The sequence below is a fragment of the Enterococcus sp. DIV1279b genome, assembly GCF_050531515.1.
GTDB lineage: Bacteria > Bacillota > Bacilli > Lactobacillales > Enterococcaceae > Enterococcus_D > Enterococcus_D casseliflavus.
Map to the genome: position 1 here is coordinate 1,746,424 of NZ_CP172891.1, position 15,847 is coordinate 1,762,270.

Genomic DNA, 15,847 nt, shown 5'->3' on the forward strand with positions numbered 1-15,847 from the left:
TATTTGTAAACGATATCATAACGAGGGGGTAACAAAATGATTACGAAGAAAAAGAACTTGCTGATGCTGCTAGGGGTAGGTTTAACAGTTGGCACACTTCTAACAGGCTGTGGCAACAATTCCAATGGTAACAGTAGTGGGGATGATCAAGAAAATGTGACCATTCGTTTTTCTTGGTGGGGAAATGATGATCGCCATCAAGCCACTTTAGAAATGATTGAAAAATTTGAAGAACTTCATCCTAATATTTCTGTCAAAGCAGAGTATAGCGGTTGGGAAGGGAATGAAGAAAAAATGGCAATCCAACTTGCTGGGGGGACAGAGCCGGATTTAATGCAAATGAATTTTGACTGGTTCATGGTTTATTCACCAGATGGCGATGGCTTTTATAATTTAGAAGATTTATCTGATCATCTTGATTTGTCAGGTTACTCAGAAGATTCTCTTGAACCTGGAATGATTAACGGAAAGCTTAATAGTGTTACCTTCGGCGAGAATATCGGAGGTGTTGTCTATAACAAAACGACCTTTGATAAGTTCGATGTTCCTATTCCTGAAACGTGGGACGACTTAGTTGAAGCAGCGAAAAAATTTCCAGACGGGTATTATCCGTTAGCAGGTTTAGGTTTCCATCAAATAGCGCAATACTTAGCTCAAAAATATGAAAAGCCAATTTTCGACGAAGAAGGAAACTTGAATATGTCCGTTGAACAGATTCAAGAAGGCTTAGAATGGAAACAAAGTATGGTTGATGCCGGTGTGATTCCAACACAAAGAGAGGTAATCGAAAACATTGGAAGTAATTCTGTTGCTACTGTCAAACAATTTATTGAAGGCCAGTACGCGGGACAAACGGAATGGATTCAAGGGTCATATAGTTTTAAGCAAGTATTAGATGAAAATGATCAAGAACTAGTTCTCGCAAAGTATCCAAAAATTGACGGAGCCCAAATAGAAGGTGTGATAACCCAACCAAATATGGCTTTCTCAATTAGCAAAAATTCACGTCATCCCGAAGAAACTGCAAAATTACTAAACTTCATGCTCAATGAAAAAGAGGGAGTTCTAGCAATGGGGACAGCCAGAGGAATTCCTGGCAATCAAAAAGCAATCGATATTTTAACAGAAGCAAATATGATTTCTGATTTTGAACAATCAATTTTAGATATTATGGCAGATACAAAAGGAATTTATCAAGGTCCTTATTTCACACAATCCACATTAACGGCTATCTATACTGACGTTCTTGAACGCTATGGTTTAGAGACCATTAGTTCAGAAGAAGCTGCGGAGTCATTGGTTCGGCAAGTAGAAACAGCTATTGAAGCGATGAAGAGGGAGTAACATAGGGGGAATTTAAAATGAATGGAAAACATAAAAGAAATAGAATGGGGCTACTTTATATCATGCCCTGGCTGATTGGATTAGTAATCTTCGTTATTTATCCATTCATTAGCTCACTTATTTTAAGTTTTACCAACTATAATTTGATATCAAAACCGACTTTTGTCGGTTTTGATAATTTTATTAAACTTTTTACGGATGATCCGGACTTTCTACAATCAATTTTTGCAACGTTTCGTTATGCCTTCTTCACCGTTCCGTTTCAGTTGATTTTTGCGTTGTTTATAGCATTCATCCTGAACTTCAAGTTAAAGGGAATCAATTTTTTTCGTACCGCTTATTATATTCCATCGATTTTAGGTGGAAACGTAGCGATAGCGGTCTTATGGCGCTTTTTGTTTTCAGGTGATGGACTTATCAATCAATTGTTAACAACGATTGGTTTGGATCCTGTTGGCTGGCTATCAGAACCAGGGCCTGCAATGGCAGTCATTTCATTACTGAGAATTTGGCAATTTGGCTCTTCTATGGTTATTTTCTTAGCGGCACTTAAAGAAATACCAGTTGAATTATACGAAGCAGCCGAAGTTGATGGCGCAGGAAAATGGCGGATCTTTTTTAAGATCACAATCCCATTAATCACACCAACGATCTTTTTTAATCTAGTGATGCAGCTTGTCAACGCCTTTCAAGAGTTTAATGCACCATTTTTGATTACGAGTGGCGGACCATTAAAATCCACTTATTTAACATCGCTAATGATTTATGACAATGCCTTTCGTTTCTTCCAGATGGGCTATGCAAGTGCGATGAGTTGGGTCTTATTTATAATTATTATGATTTTTACCCTAGTCTTGTTTAAGACATCGAATCGATGGGTTTACTATTCTGATGAAGGGGGCAAATAAGTATGGCATCAGAAATCAAAATGGATAGCTATAAGAAAAATGCTTTTGTGAAAAATAAGCAAAGAATCAATACCACCATTCGGTACACCTTACTTATCTCAGTAGCATTTCTAATGCTTTATCCAATTATATGGTTAGTCGGAGCGTCGTTCAAAACAAATGCAGAAATTTTCACCTCCATAAGTTTTATTCCGTCGAGCTTGGATTTTTCTTCTTACATTAAAGGGTGGGAAACCGGAACCCAGTTCACCTTTACGACATTTTTTATCAATACGTTTAAAATTGTCATTCCGAAAGTTCTTTTTACAGCCATCATGTGTCCAATTGTGGCTTATGGCTTTGCTCGATTTGATTTTCCTTTTAAGAAAATTCTCTTTAGTTTGCTGATCTCAACACTATTTTTGCCGGGGGTCGTCACGCGAATTCCTTTGTATATGTTGTGGAATCAATTAGGCTTTCTTGATAGCTATGTGCCATTGATCGCTCCCGCCGTTTTTGCACAAGAACCATTTTTTGTATTTATGTTGATTCAATTTTTAAGGGGAATTCCAAAAGAGTTTGACGAAGCCGCAACGATTGATGGGTGTAATTCTTTTCAAGTATTTACAAAAGTTTTATTACCCATTCTTCGACCGTCTGTTGTCACTATTTCCTTATTCCAATTTATGTGGTCAATGAACGACTTTTTAGGCCCATTGATTTACATTTCCAGTGTAGAGAAATTCCCTGTGGCAATTGCACTAAAGATGTCAATGGATGCTTCTAGTTCGATTGCATGGAATCAGGTAATCGCGATGTCGGTCATTAGCTTGTTGCCTTCGATCATTTTGTTCTTCTGCGCGTCTAAACAATTTGTGGATGGCATTTCAGCAGGAGGCATAAAAGGGTAAGGAGAGGAATTTATGGCAAAATATTTTGGGAAACTAATCAGTCCATCGACTATCGGTGCATTGATGGACGGGGTCTATCGGATCGTCAAATTGAATTTTTTGTTCAATTTGACGATTCTGCCTTGGATCATCCTCAACATTTATATTATCTTTGTACCTGAAACTTTGTGGCTGTATATTCTTACTAGCTTGTTTCTGTATCCAGCAATCAAGACTTTGTTTTGCGGAATTGAAAGCACAAACTCTTTTAAGAGATATTTATGGATTTGGAAAAAAAGTTTCTTTAAAGAGGTGAAACGAGGATTACTTTATAGCTTCCTTTTTTCGTTACTGATCATCAATATTTATATTGTTTTTTCACAAGATCAATTTATTTATTATGTCCCAATTTTTTTGTCGTTATCGATGTATAGTTCAGTAGCGATTTTACACCTATTAGCCATGAATGAATGCGGATTGAGTTGGAAAAATCAACTGAGAAGTTGTTTGTTTCGCAGTTTCCGATATTTCACTCATACGATGATCATATTTATCCTTTTTCTTACTTTACTTAGCCTATACTATTTTTTTCCTTATTTCAATTTTTTGTTTGCAAGTGCGATGATCCTGACAATGGTTCATTATATAAGCGATAAAAGCCTAAAAATGTCTAGCAGAAAGGTGATTAAATGAGTTCAGAAAAATTCAACATTTGTTTTGCACCAGCAACACTTTCTGATGATCGGATATCGATCGTTTGGAAAAGTAAGCGCTCAGGTATTGCGGTTACAACATATGATATCTTTAAAAACGGCAAGAAAGTGGCGACACAAGAAGCAAAGAAAACCCATTATACATTTAAGAATTTGATGCCTGAATGCAATTATCAGTTCCAAGTCATTGCGAATTTAGAAAATGGCAAAACTGTTTCTTCTGAGCTTTTATACGTGAAAACGTTAGATAAAAAAAGTGTGATTGATGTCACCGCTAGTCCATATTTTGCAGATCCCACTGGTGAAAAATGCTCAACGGACCGTCTTCAAAAAGCAATCAATGATTGTCCTAAAGGAGGAATTGTCCTCATACCAGAGAAAACGACAGTGTTGTCAGGGGCATTGCAGCTGAAAAGTGATATGACCTTTCAAGTAGACGGGACTTTACAAGGCAGTCTCGATCCAAAAGACTATACAATTTCACCAGATTCTGAATGTCCAGGCGAGTTCAATCAAGACGGATTAGTCCTTTCTCGCTACGAAGGATGGGAAATGTATTGCTACAGAAGTTTGGTTAATGCCGGGTGGTTAAATCCAGAAGATAGAAGGAACATTTACTGCCAAAATATACGAATCTGTGGCAAAGGTCGTATCGTTGGTGGAGGAAACTCTCTTGGTTATGCAATGCGAGAGATATACTCAGACAGTGAGCAATACCCAGAATACGAATCTGATGGTATACCCGGAAGAAGGACGAGAGGTCGACTTCTTAGTCTTATTCAGTGTAAGAACGTTCACATTACAGAAGTGACATTCGAAAACCCACCTTGTTGGACAATCCATATACTTTATTGCGATACAGTAACGACGAACGATATTTTAATCAGATCACGTGGTGTTGATAATGGGGATGGCTGGGATCCAGATTCTTCCAAAAATTTAATGATCTTCGATACGAGATTTGATACTGGAGATGATTGTATCGCTATTAAATCTGGAAAAAACCCAGAAGGAAATGAAATTGCTATACCAGCGGAAAAAATATGGATTTTTGATTTAGAGATGGTTGGTGGTAATGGCATGGCAATTGGTAGTGAAATGTCTGGTGGAGTAAATGATGTTTTGATTGAGAATTGCCTCATAAAAAATACAAATTATGGGTTAGATATTAAAGCGCATGGTAACCGAGGTGGGTTTATTCGGAATATCGAAGTTTTTAATTGTCAAATTGATGGTTGCTGTATCCATGAAGTTGCATATAATTCTGATGGTAAAGCGGATAAAGCATTACCGGTCATCGAAAATATTTCGCTCGTTCATTGCCAAATCACTGATCCAAATAAATCCATTCTTTTAAAAGGATTTAGCAAAGGGAGTAGAGTTTCTTCTTTAAAAAACATTGTCTTGAAAGATATTATTCTATTCAATAGTCCAGATCAAAAAGCAAAAATTCAAGTAAACAACGTCGAGACATTAGCGCTTACTAATGTAAGACTAAGAAATGGCGGAAAACCATCGATCGAAGAACAGGAGTGAAAGGAAAAGAGGCAAATCAATTGTTTCTGAAGTGTTACTAAAATTTCGTCTGTAAGATTTAATGATAAAAAGTGTTTATACAAAATGAAACGGGGGATTACATGGAAACAACATTTTTCATTTCGAAAAATACTTCTGTCACGTCAAAACAGTTGGAAAATGAAGTGATTGGACATGCTTGCGAGATCTTGCAGCGTGACATTTTAACCGTTGTGACAGACACGAGGAAGGCAAATGAAATTGAATTGGTTTTACTTGATGAAAAAAATGAAACGGATGCTTTTCATATACTTTTCGTATCGCCAGATAAAGTAAAAGTGTGTGCTGAAACGCCGTTAGGATTAATGTATGGGGTTCTGGAAATCTCTCATAAAATTTTAGATGTTCAACCCTTTTGGTATTTCATGGAGATTCCCCCAATAAAAAAGCCATTTATTGAATGGACAGGTTTTGACTTAACATTGCCTGATTTTGCAACGGACTATCGGGGCTGGTTCGTCAATGATGAGTTGCTGCTGGATCAATGGGAAGATAATGGTTCAAATGAATATGTATGGGAACGTATTTATGAAACATTGTTACGTTTAGGCGGAAATGTCATCATCCCTGGAACAGATAAGAACAGTCATAGACATCGAGAAAGTGCGCAAGCGATGGGGTTGATCTATACACATCATCATGCCGAGCCACTAGGCGCAGAGATGTTTGCTAGAAGGTATCCTGGTTTGAAGGCTTCATACGAGGAACATTTTGCGTTGTTTCAGGAATTATGGAAAAAAGCCTTACACGAGCAAAAGGGTACCAACGTTATTTACACACTCGGTTTTCGTGGACAAGGGGATTGTCCTTTTTGGGCAGAAGATCTTGATCGACAGTGGTCAGCAGCGGAAAAAGCAGCAGTGATCAACGAAATCGTCCATCTACAATATCATATGGTTAAAGAAGTCGATCCTCATGCAGTATGCTCAATGAACATTTATGGGGAGATGACGGAATTATTTAATCTTGGCTTACTTGAGCTTCCAGATGATGTGATTGAGATTTGGGCGGATAATGGTTATGGCAAAATGGTTTCTCGTAGACAAGAAAATCACGATCCACGAGATGAGGTGTTAACAAACACATCAAAACCAAATCAATCAAGAGGAATCTATTATCACGTTGCCTTTCATGATTTACAAGCATCTAATTTCTTGACGATCTTGCCTAATAGCCCAAAATTTGTTTCTAGAGAGCTAATGGCGGTTAGAGAAGTCAAGATGGATAAGTTTGTCTTAGTCAATACAGGCAACATAAAACCGCATATTTTGTTCTTACAAGAAATAGCGAATTTCTGGCGAGCAGATTATCAGTTACGAACCAATCAAGAGATAATTTCAGAGCATGTAACACAATATTATAAAGATCAGCAAGAAGAGATTCAAGCTGTCTATGAAGCTTACTTTGAAGCGGTTATCCGCTATGGAACACATGAGGATCAAACCGCTGGGGACGAGTTTGCCTGTTATTTGATTCGAAAAATTATTCAATCCTGGCTCAAGCAAGAAACAAAAATTCCGAGGATAGAATGGTTGACGGGTGATAAAAAAATCAAGGAGCAAGTCACAGAAATTTTCTCTATAGTAGGAGAAAAGATAGCAGTCTGGGAGAATCTATTGCTGAGATGCCAGCAAATTACATTATCCCTTCAGGATAAACATGCGCAAAATGCTCGCTTTTTTAATGATATTTACCTCTCAGTAGCCGTTCAATGCAAAACGTTAAAAGCACTGCTCCATTTGTTAGACGCTTATCAGATGCTTGATCGGGAAGAAATGGTCTTTGTATTTGTAAAAGTTTTCGATGCGTTAGAAGAAATCCATCAACTAATTCAAATACTAAAGGAAAATCCAAGTGATACATGGTATGATTTTTATGAAAATGATGGATATACCAACCTAACATTAACAAAAGAGATGATCAAAAGTCTGTTGTCTTACATTCGCATCATTGGCGATGGTCCAGATCAAGATCAGTGGGAGAGAAAATATATTATGGATCCCACTGAATCAAGAGTTATGTTGCTTTCAAATACTAAAAAAGCGCTGACGGATGAAAAGTTAGCAAGAAAAATCAGAGTAAGTTTGCGAGATGTACGAAATTAGTTTTTCAAATAGACTTATGTGTTAGCTTTTCAAGTTTTCTTATTATAAAACAGCTGAGGATTGTACATGATAAAAAAATGTCGTGAATTTTACCATGATCTTTCATATCAAACCAAATTAAGCATTCTATTTTATGTTTTATTTTTAGTGGTAACTTTATTACTCCTCTTTATCGGATTATTTTTTATTAAGATGTTATCCACTGAAATTTATAATAATAATCAGGAAAAACTCTCGATTTTATCAATGAATGTAGAAAATGAATTAAATACGATTGCAAAGATTCCCACAGAAATTCATCGTAACGCCACAATACAGAATGCTCTGGAAGAGTCAATCAATAGTGAGTTAGCCCTTTCCGACTTATCAAGTCTTCAACGAAAAGCCCTCAAAGAATTGAATTGGATAATCGCTGATAAACCTAATGTGAAATCAATTGAACTTCTAAATAATAAAAATGAACGAATTTCGGGTACTACTTCTCATGATCAGAATTTTTTTGACGGAAAAAGTCTGCTATCAATCGTAGAAGAGAGTCCTAGAACTGCTAACAGTGGCTCGTGGTATTTCGATAAAGAACTAAAAGAATCGGTGTTTGTTCAAACAATTTTTAGTACTCGGGGAAGCTCAAAGATGGCACCAATCGGGACAGTGGTCATTTCTGTTAATACAATGTTTATTCAAAACTTTCTCAAAGAGTCACCTGTCTTTTCAAGAGAAGACTTCTTTGTTTTAATCAATGGCAAGTCGATTTCCTCAACAAATTGGGACGGACAGGAAAGCTTTCTGCCTTTTATTCAAACCAAGGAGGGGCAGGCGAGGCGTGAGAATAAATATGAAATTGGAAAAATCAATGGGAACAAATTCTTTATCATGTCTGCTAATGCTAGAATAGGTCAAAATGAAATTACATTTTATTACTTTATTCTGAACCATTTGCTTGTTGAACAATTAGTCAAAGCTGAAATTTTTATTATTATTACAATCATTTTTGTATTTAGTATCAGTATTTATTTTGGGAAACGCTACTTACAAAGTCTGATTGATCCTATTAATCGTCTAGCAAAGCAAATGAAAAAATTCAACGGGGAAGCAGATTTAAATGATTTAAAAACTATTTCTCAGTCAACTAGCGGTCCAATTCGTTCTGATGAAATCGGTGTTTTATATGCGAGCTTTAATAAATTGATCCATCAAATCGAAGAACTAGTGATCAACGATTATCAGTCAAAGCTATTAACTAAGGAAATGGAATATAAATTTCTTCAGGCTCAGTTAGATCCACATTTTCTTTACAATACACTGAATTCGATCAATTGGATGGCTTTAGGCAAAGGCGAAACAGAAATTTCTGAGATGGTCACTTCCTTAGCGTTTCTCTTTCGAAATAAATTGGATAGTGGGGACTCTTTTTGGTCTTTACAAGAGGAAATGGAAGTAATCCAAGCATACCTTAATATCCAATCTAACCGTTTCGATACCAGATTGATTTTCAAAAGCGATATCCAAGATGATGCCTTTCGGGTTCGAATGCCAAAACTAATCATACAGCCTCTCATAGAGAATGCCGTGAAATATGGTGTAGAAAAAGTTGATCGTCCTGTCACTATTCTTTTAAAAATTGTTGTCCAAGAAACAACCATTAAAATAGCTGTGAGTGATGATGGCCCGGGATTTGAAAAAAGCAAAGATTCTACAAACCATTCGACTGGTTTAGGGCTTGAAAATATCCGTTCAAGAATTCAACTTGTGTACGGAAAAAAAGCAACGCTCAGCATTCATTCTAAGGCCTACGACAACACAACAGTCAAAGTTATACTGCCCAAGGAATTCGAGAATAGAAATATAGGAATAAGTGACTAAGAGGAACAAAGAAACCTACTTTTTTTGGTGTGAGTATACGCTAAGCGAAGTAGGTTTTTCATAAAAAAGTTTTAAAAAAGGGCAGAGTTGAAACAAACTTCCATTCAAATGATTTTTAGAAAGGGCTTGCAATTGATTGTGTCTCCGGTTACAATCAATTTGTAATTATTGATTATTTATCAATATACAAAAAAATGTACATTCGTAAGGAGGAAATTGTGATGAAAAAAATAGTTATCGGCGGTCAAATCGATAAGGACGAGGTGAAAGCATTAGTCGAAACGTTTGGTGATGATCAGTTCGAGATTGTTATCAAAAGTGATTTAGATGCTGCGATGGCAGTCAAAAATAAACAAGCTGACTACTACATCGGCGCATGTAATACTGGTGGTGGGGGTGCTCTGGCAATGGCATTAGCTTTATTAGGCCATGATAACTGTGTAACTGTTTCTATGCCTGGAAAAGTGATGCCGGAATCTGAAATAAGAGAACATGTCAGTTCAGGAAAAAAAGCTTTTGGATTTACCGCTCAGCATAAAGAAGCAGTAGTACCTATCATTATGGACGAACTAAAAAAACAATAGATTATATAATTTGGGGGAAAAGAGATGGAATCGTCGAAAATTGTTGAATTAATTGCTATTGCACTTTTAGGGGGACTTTGTGCAGTGTTAGCAAATAAAGGAATCGCTGTTTTTAATGACGGATTAAGGCCAATCATTCCGGAATTTTTAGAAGGAAAAATTGGTAAGAAAGAAATTGCAGCGACAAGTTTTGCTTTAAGTTTTGGATTAGTCATTGGATTTGGCATTCCTGTTTCAATAGGTGCATCTATTCTATTAGTCCATAGTGTATTATTAATGACAGATATTATCGGATCTTGGGCACCGGAAGGCAAAATCGGAGTTATTGTTGCTGCTAGTGTAGGAGCTATTTATGGTGTTGGATTAGTTATTGGACTCCAAGCGGTTGTTGATCTCTTTGCAATGATGCCGGTGAACTTTATGGACTCACTTTCGCAAGTAGGTGCTCCTGTAGTTATTGGTTTTAGTATTTTTCCAGCGATTGCAATCGCTAGTCAACATGGATTCAAAAAAGGTGCGATTTCATTCAGCGCTACGCTTTTAACATTGTTTGTTGTAAAACGTTTTGGTACATTTGATTTAGGAAATGGCGCAACATTAACACTTAGTGCAGAAGGAATGTCCTTACTTGTTGGGATGCTCTTCATGATTGTTTATGCCATTCAAGTGAAAAGCGATGGTAGTAACTCAAATGAAAGCCTTGTAAGTGTATTTTTAGAACGTGTGAATCGTATTAAGAAGAACTGGTTATGGTTATCCGTTACAGGGGGCTTAGTGGCGGCATCAACAAGTTTGATGATTATTGCAGGTGATCCTATTTCATTAAATTTGCTTTCAGAAGGAAAAATGAGTGAAGCTGCATTAGCTGCTTTTGCTCGTGGAATTGGCTTCATTCCCTTAGTTTTTTCAACTGCAATCGTTACAGGTGTGTATAGCCCAGCTGGCACGACTTTTGTATTTGTCGCAGGAATCTTATTGAATGGTAATCCTCTTGTTGCTTTTCTAGTGGGCGCACTGCTAATGTTTGTTGAAGTACAATTGTTGACCTTAATGGCAAAAGCCCTTGACAAATTTCCGGGCATACGCGAAATGGGTGAACATATTCGTACAGCTATGAATAAAGTATTAGAAGTTGCTCTTTTAATTGGGGGAGCGATGGCATCTGAGCAAATTGCACCAGGAATAGGTTTTTTCTGGGTCATCGGTTTGATGCTTTTGAATAGAAAAGCGAAAAAACCAGTCGTAGAATTAGCCGTGGGTCCTATTGCTGCAATCAGTTTAGGCGTTATTGTCAACATTTTGTATTTATTGGGATTATTCGCACCAATAGTTGCAAACTAGGAGGATTGAAGTGATGTTGTTAGACGGTATAACTTATATGCATGAACATACTACGATCGATCTTTCACGTTTGAAGAAAGATGATGATACGAACTTAAATTGTTTTGATGAGACTGTTTCAGAATACAAAAAATTGTATTCTAAGGGAGTTCGTAATATAGTAGACCTGACAAATATGGACATGAGAAGAAATCCCAAATATGTTCAGCAAGTATCTGAGCTATCTAAAATCAATATTGTCCAAGCAACAGGATTTTACCAAGATAAATTTTTACCTGAATTTGTGACGTCAGCTACGATTGAAGAGTTGACTGATTTTATGGTAAATGAGATAGAAAATGGAATTGCGGAAACCAGTATCAAAGCACAACTTATCGGTGAAATAGGGACAAGTAAAAACCATATGACTGAACGAGAAAGAAAAATATTTATCGCTGCTGTCCTCACTCAAAAACATTGTAATGTTCCTATATCGACTCACACAACATTGGGAACCTTTGGCCATGAACAAGTAAACTTTTTTAAAGAGCATGGGGCTGATTTAAATAAAGTGGTGATTGGACACGTGGATTTGACCGGTAATAGTGATTATATTTTAAGAATGTTAGATCAAGGGGTATATGTAGAATTTGACACGATTGGAAAAGAGAACTATCAACCAGATCTGCTAAGAATAGAGATGCTAAAAGAGATTGAAAAACGTGGTTATCAAGACAAAGTATTTCTTTCAATGGATATTACTCGAAAGTCAAATTTAGCATATCGAGGTGGAATAGGGTATTCTTATTTATTGGATACATTTGTTCCACTTGCACTTGAAAATGGTTTATCTGAGAATTTTATCGATAAAATGCTACGAGATAATCCAAGAATATTTATGAATTAGGAGCGAAATTATGGAGACATTCCCTTTAGAAAGTTTGTCGATAGAAGAAGCGACTCAAATGCAGTTTCGCTTTGTAGATGCTATAACCAGAAACTTCTCAGGTGAAGAAATTCTAACACGAGGGGATCTTGGTGTTGTAAAAGGGTTAAATCAGCCGAGGACTACTCAAAAAGTTGAAAAGGTTTTGGCAGATTTTTTTAATGCTGAGGCTGCGATGCTTGTACGCGGTTCTGGTACGAATGCCATTAGGTTAGCATTATATTCTCTTTTAGGAACTAACAAAACTTTAATGGTTCATGATGCACCAATCTATCCTACGTCAAAAGTATCGATTGAGATGTTAGGATTAAAAACAATTTTTGCTGATTACAATCATCTCGAGGAAGTCAAAGAAAAACTTTTGAATAATAAAGTAGACGGAATATTGATTCAAGTAACAAGACAAAAATTTGATGATTCCTATGATTTAAAATCATTGATTGCCTTTATCCGATCGTTTGATGAAACTATCCAGATCATTACTGATGACAATTATTCGGCTCTAAAAACTAAGGGGTTAGGTTCCGAATTCGGTGCCAATCTATCTTGTTTCTCTACGTTCAAATTGCTTGGTCCTGAAGGTATTGGTTGTATTGTTGGTGAGAAAAAAGCGATTCAACGCCTGAAGAATGACAACTATTCTGGTGGTGGGCAGGTTCAAGGTCATGAAGCAATAGACGTTTTAAAAGGATTGATCTATGCACCGGTCTCATTGGCTATATCAGCAAAAGTAAGTGAAGAGGTTTGTGGTCGAATCAATCAACAAGAAATTGGAGGGATTGAAAAAGCATTTCTAATCAATGCTCAGTCGAAGGTAATTGTCGTCAAATTAAAAAAGCCAATTGCAAAAAAAGTCATTGAACAAGCTACAAGTTTTGGTGCCTTACCCAATCCAGTAGGAGCAGAATCAAAATATGAGTTCTCTCCACTTGTCTATCGGGTTTCTGGCACATTTAGAGCAGCTGATCCAGACGCTGAACAATTCATGATTCGTATAAATCCCAATCGATCAGGTGCAGACACGATCATGCGGATTTTAAAACAGGCAATGGATGTTGTTGAAAAAGAGGTGTGAGTCTATGGGAGAAGAATTTTTAAAGAAAAAAGGAATCATTGTTAACTACTTAGCATCAGATCTTTTACAAAAGAAAAAGGGCGATCGAGTTCAAAGTGTTACGGAATATCAAAATAAATATAAAGTAGCCAGAGGGACTGTTCAAAATGCTTGGAGTTTTTTAAAAGAGATTGATGCAATAAAAGTTAAAAGTCACGGTCATATGGGCACATTTATAGAAGAAATTAATTATAATATTTTGCAAGAATATGCGTTATCAGATACGATTCTCGGTACAATGACCTTACCATATTCACGTCTATATGAGGGATTAGCAACAGGAATATATGAAGCCTTCAAAGAAAATAAAATTAAATTAAATCTTGCATATATTCGAGGATCAAAAGAGCGTGTTCGATCAATCTTGAATAAAACGTATCGTTTTGCAATTGTTTCAAAATTTGCGGCAAATCAAGCAATAAAAAATGGAGAACCGATTGAAATCACATTGGACTTTGGACAACATACTTATCTTAGTGAGCATGTGTTGCTATTTAGGGACAAGAAAAAAAAGTCAATTGAAAAAGGGATGAAGATTGCTATTGACTATAGTTCAATTGACCAACAATTATTAACGAAAGCAGTCGTTAATGAGACACAAGTTGAATTTGTTGAAATGCAAGGGCATCAAATCGTATCTTCTTTACAAAATGGTAGCATTGATGCTGGGATCTGGAATTTTGATGAAATTAGAGATAAAAACCATCAAGGGCTCTATGCTGTTCCATTAGAAGGAAGTGAAATGGAGCAAGAAATGAGTACTTCCGTTATCATTACCCATACGGAAGAAACGTCTATGAAAGCATTCTTCCAAAAAAGCGTAGATAAAGAAAAAATTCTTACTATTCAAAAAGAGGTTTGTGAAGGGCGTTTAATTCCTCAGTATTGATTTCATTTACAGTTTTATACCAGGGCAGGCAATCAGGAAACCTAGTTTCTTATCCATTGCTTGATAGAATATGTTTTTGTGTTTTGAGTGAAATAGGGGGATTAGATGATTAGAGAAAAATTAGCAATATTACTAAGTTCAAAAGTAATCGATGAAAATACTTATGAGTATGTTTTGCGCGTATTAGATTATTTATTACAGCAAAAAATTATTGATAATGATAAAAAAGCGGATGTCTTTTTGACTCATCTAGCGATGGCAGACCAACGACGAAAGCAAAATGAGACGATAAATGACCTCGAATCTTTTATCAGTCAGGAAATCCAATCTGATCCAAAATTTCTTCACTCGAAAGAATTATGGCAGGATCTTCAAAGAATGACAAAAGGAAAGCAATTTGCTGAAGCTGAGCTTGATTACTTTTATCTTCATATCATCAATATGTTGAGGGAGGAATAACATGTTTTTGAATGTTACCATCCAAAGAAATCAAAAATTGGTTGACGCTGCAATCTCTCTCCATAAAGAAGGAAAAATACTTCCAGATACCTATGTCTTGGACCTTGATATGATTGAAAAAAATGCTGCAAGCTTAGCAGAAGATGCCAAGACACATGGAATAAACTTGTTTTATATGACCAAGCAATTTGGTCGCAACCCATTAGTTGCACAAAAGATCCATGATTCGGGAATCAAAAAAGCGGTGGTCGTGGATTATAAAGAAGCATTGATTCTTATGGAACAAAATCTACCATTAGGAAATGTGGGTCATTTAGTTCAAATACCACGGAATCTTTTAACTAGAATCATGAATTACGGAACTGATTATATCACGGTTTATTCTTTGGAGGCGTTACAACAAATCATTCAAGCAGCTGAAGAGCTTACTATAAAACAAAAGATTCTAGTAAAAATCATTGAATCTGATGATCAGATTTACGAGGGGCAATTTGGTGGATTTCATTTAAACGAGTTATTTTCAATTGTTGAATTAGTTAGACAAACAGACCATGTGACCATTGAAGGTGTGACCTCTTTTCCTTGTTTCTTATTTGATGGCGAATCGAAGTTATTACCTACCAATAATGTGAAAACGATCCAGCAAGCGAAAAAAATTTTTGAAGAGTTAGGGATCGTAATAAAAGAAGTGAATATTCCGTCAGCAACTTGTCACGAAACTATTCCTTTCATAAAAAAAATTGGGGGAACACAAGGCGAACCCGGACATGCACTTACTGGAACTACACCATTACATTCAAAGATGATGTTACCGGAACATCCAGCTATGGTTTATGTGAGCGAAATATCGCATAACTTAGATAATCATGCTTATTTTTATGGTGGTGGATATTATCGACGTGGACATCTTGACTCGGCCCTGATTGTAAATTCGGAATCAGTTAAAAAAGACCGAGTTCGACCTTTTAGCAATGAAAATATTGATTATTATCTTTCAACAGAATCCACCCACCCTGTGGGAGCTACCGTTATCGCTGCATTTCGAACACAAATTTTTGTTACTAGAAGTGATGTAGCAGTTGTTTCAGGTATTCAAAATGGCTCGCCAAAAGTCGAAGGTATATATGATAGCCTTGGAAATATAGTTAGAAGGTGAAA

General features: G+C 36.4%; 13 protein-coding genes. All 13 read left to right on the top strand.

From position 1 onward, the window contains the following. The first annotated feature begins 36 nt into the window (after window positions 1-36). Window positions 37-1,344 (top strand): ABC transporter substrate-binding protein, encoded by a 1,308-nt coding sequence (locus IGI71_RS08190; RefSeq protein WP_430616320.1) that lies wholly within the window; start codon window positions 37-39, stop codon window positions 1,342-1,344. A gap of 17 nt (window positions 1,345-1,361) precedes the next feature. After that, window positions 1,362-2,252 carry a carbohydrate ABC transporter permease gene (locus tag IGI71_RS08195; protein ID WP_156237285.1) on the top strand — a complete coding sequence of 297 codons (891 nt, stop codon included), beginning with the start codon at window positions 1,362-1,364 and terminating at the stop codon, window positions 2,250-2,252. 2 nt (window positions 2,253-2,254) lie between these two features. After that, window positions 2,255-3,142 carry a carbohydrate ABC transporter permease gene (locus tag IGI71_RS08200; protein WP_016609493.1) on the top strand — a complete coding sequence of 296 codons (888 nt, stop codon included), beginning with the start codon at window positions 2,255-2,257 and terminating at the stop codon, window positions 3,140-3,142. A gap of 668 nt (window positions 3,143-3,810) precedes the next feature. Beyond that, window positions 3,811-5,370, top strand: coding sequence for a glycosyl hydrolase family 28 protein (locus IGI71_RS08205; RefSeq protein ID WP_430616321.1), 1,560 nt, complete (start codon window positions 3,811-3,813; stop codon window positions 5,368-5,370). Window positions 5,371-5,471: 101 nt separating this feature from the next. Further along, window positions 5,472-7,514, top strand: coding sequence for a glycosyl hydrolase 115 family protein (locus IGI71_RS08210; protein WP_034857763.1), 2,043 nt, complete (start codon window positions 5,472-5,474; stop codon window positions 7,512-7,514). A 66-nt stretch (window positions 7,515-7,580) separates the two neighbouring features. Beyond that, entirely contained in the window at window positions 7,581-9,377 is a 1,797-nt protein-coding gene (locus IGI71_RS08215) for a histidine kinase (RefSeq protein ID WP_430616322.1), read from the top strand. A gap of 221 nt (window positions 9,378-9,598) precedes the next feature. After that, a complete protein-coding gene (locus tag IGI71_RS08220; RefSeq protein ID WP_074535920.1) occupies window positions 9,599-9,961 on the top strand; it encodes a DUF2620 domain-containing protein in 363 nt (120 codons plus the stop codon). A gap of 24 nt (window positions 9,962-9,985) precedes the next feature. Beyond that, window positions 9,986-11,302 carry a YhfT family protein gene (locus tag IGI71_RS08225; protein WP_086292346.1) on the top strand — a complete coding sequence of 439 codons (1,317 nt, stop codon included), beginning with the start codon at window positions 9,986-9,988 and terminating at the stop codon, window positions 11,300-11,302. 13 nt (window positions 11,303-11,315) lie between these two features. Further along, the gene (locus IGI71_RS08230) at window positions 11,316-12,188 is read left to right on the top strand and encodes a phosphotriesterase family protein (protein ID WP_430616323.1); all 873 of its coding nucleotides are present in this window, start codon (window positions 11,316-11,318) and stop codon (window positions 12,186-12,188) included. Window positions 12,189-12,198: 10 nt separating this feature from the next. Continuing rightward, on the top strand, window positions 12,199-13,302 hold the full coding sequence (locus tag IGI71_RS08235) for an aminotransferase class V-fold PLP-dependent enzyme (protein WP_010748295.1): 1,104 nt from the start codon (window positions 12,199-12,201) through the stop codon (window positions 13,300-13,302). Window positions 13,303-13,306: 4 nt separating this feature from the next. Continuing rightward, window positions 13,307-14,230 carry a GntR family transcriptional regulator YhfZ gene (yhfZ, locus tag IGI71_RS08240; RefSeq protein WP_010748296.1) on the top strand — a complete coding sequence of 308 codons (924 nt, stop codon included), beginning with the start codon at window positions 13,307-13,309 and terminating at the stop codon, window positions 14,228-14,230. A 105-nt stretch (window positions 14,231-14,335) separates the two neighbouring features. Then, complete coding sequence (locus IGI71_RS08245; RefSeq protein WP_010748297.1) at window positions 14,336-14,689, top strand: PRD domain-containing protein; 354 nt, start codon at window positions 14,336-14,338, stop codon at window positions 14,687-14,689. Between the two features lies 1 nt (window position 14,690). Next, the gene (locus IGI71_RS08250; protein WP_430616324.1) at window positions 14,691-15,845 is read left to right on the top strand and encodes a YhfX family PLP-dependent enzyme; all 1,155 of its coding nucleotides are present in this window, start codon (window positions 14,691-14,693) and stop codon (window positions 15,843-15,845) included. The last annotated feature ends 2 nt before the right edge of the window (window positions 15,846-15,847 follow it).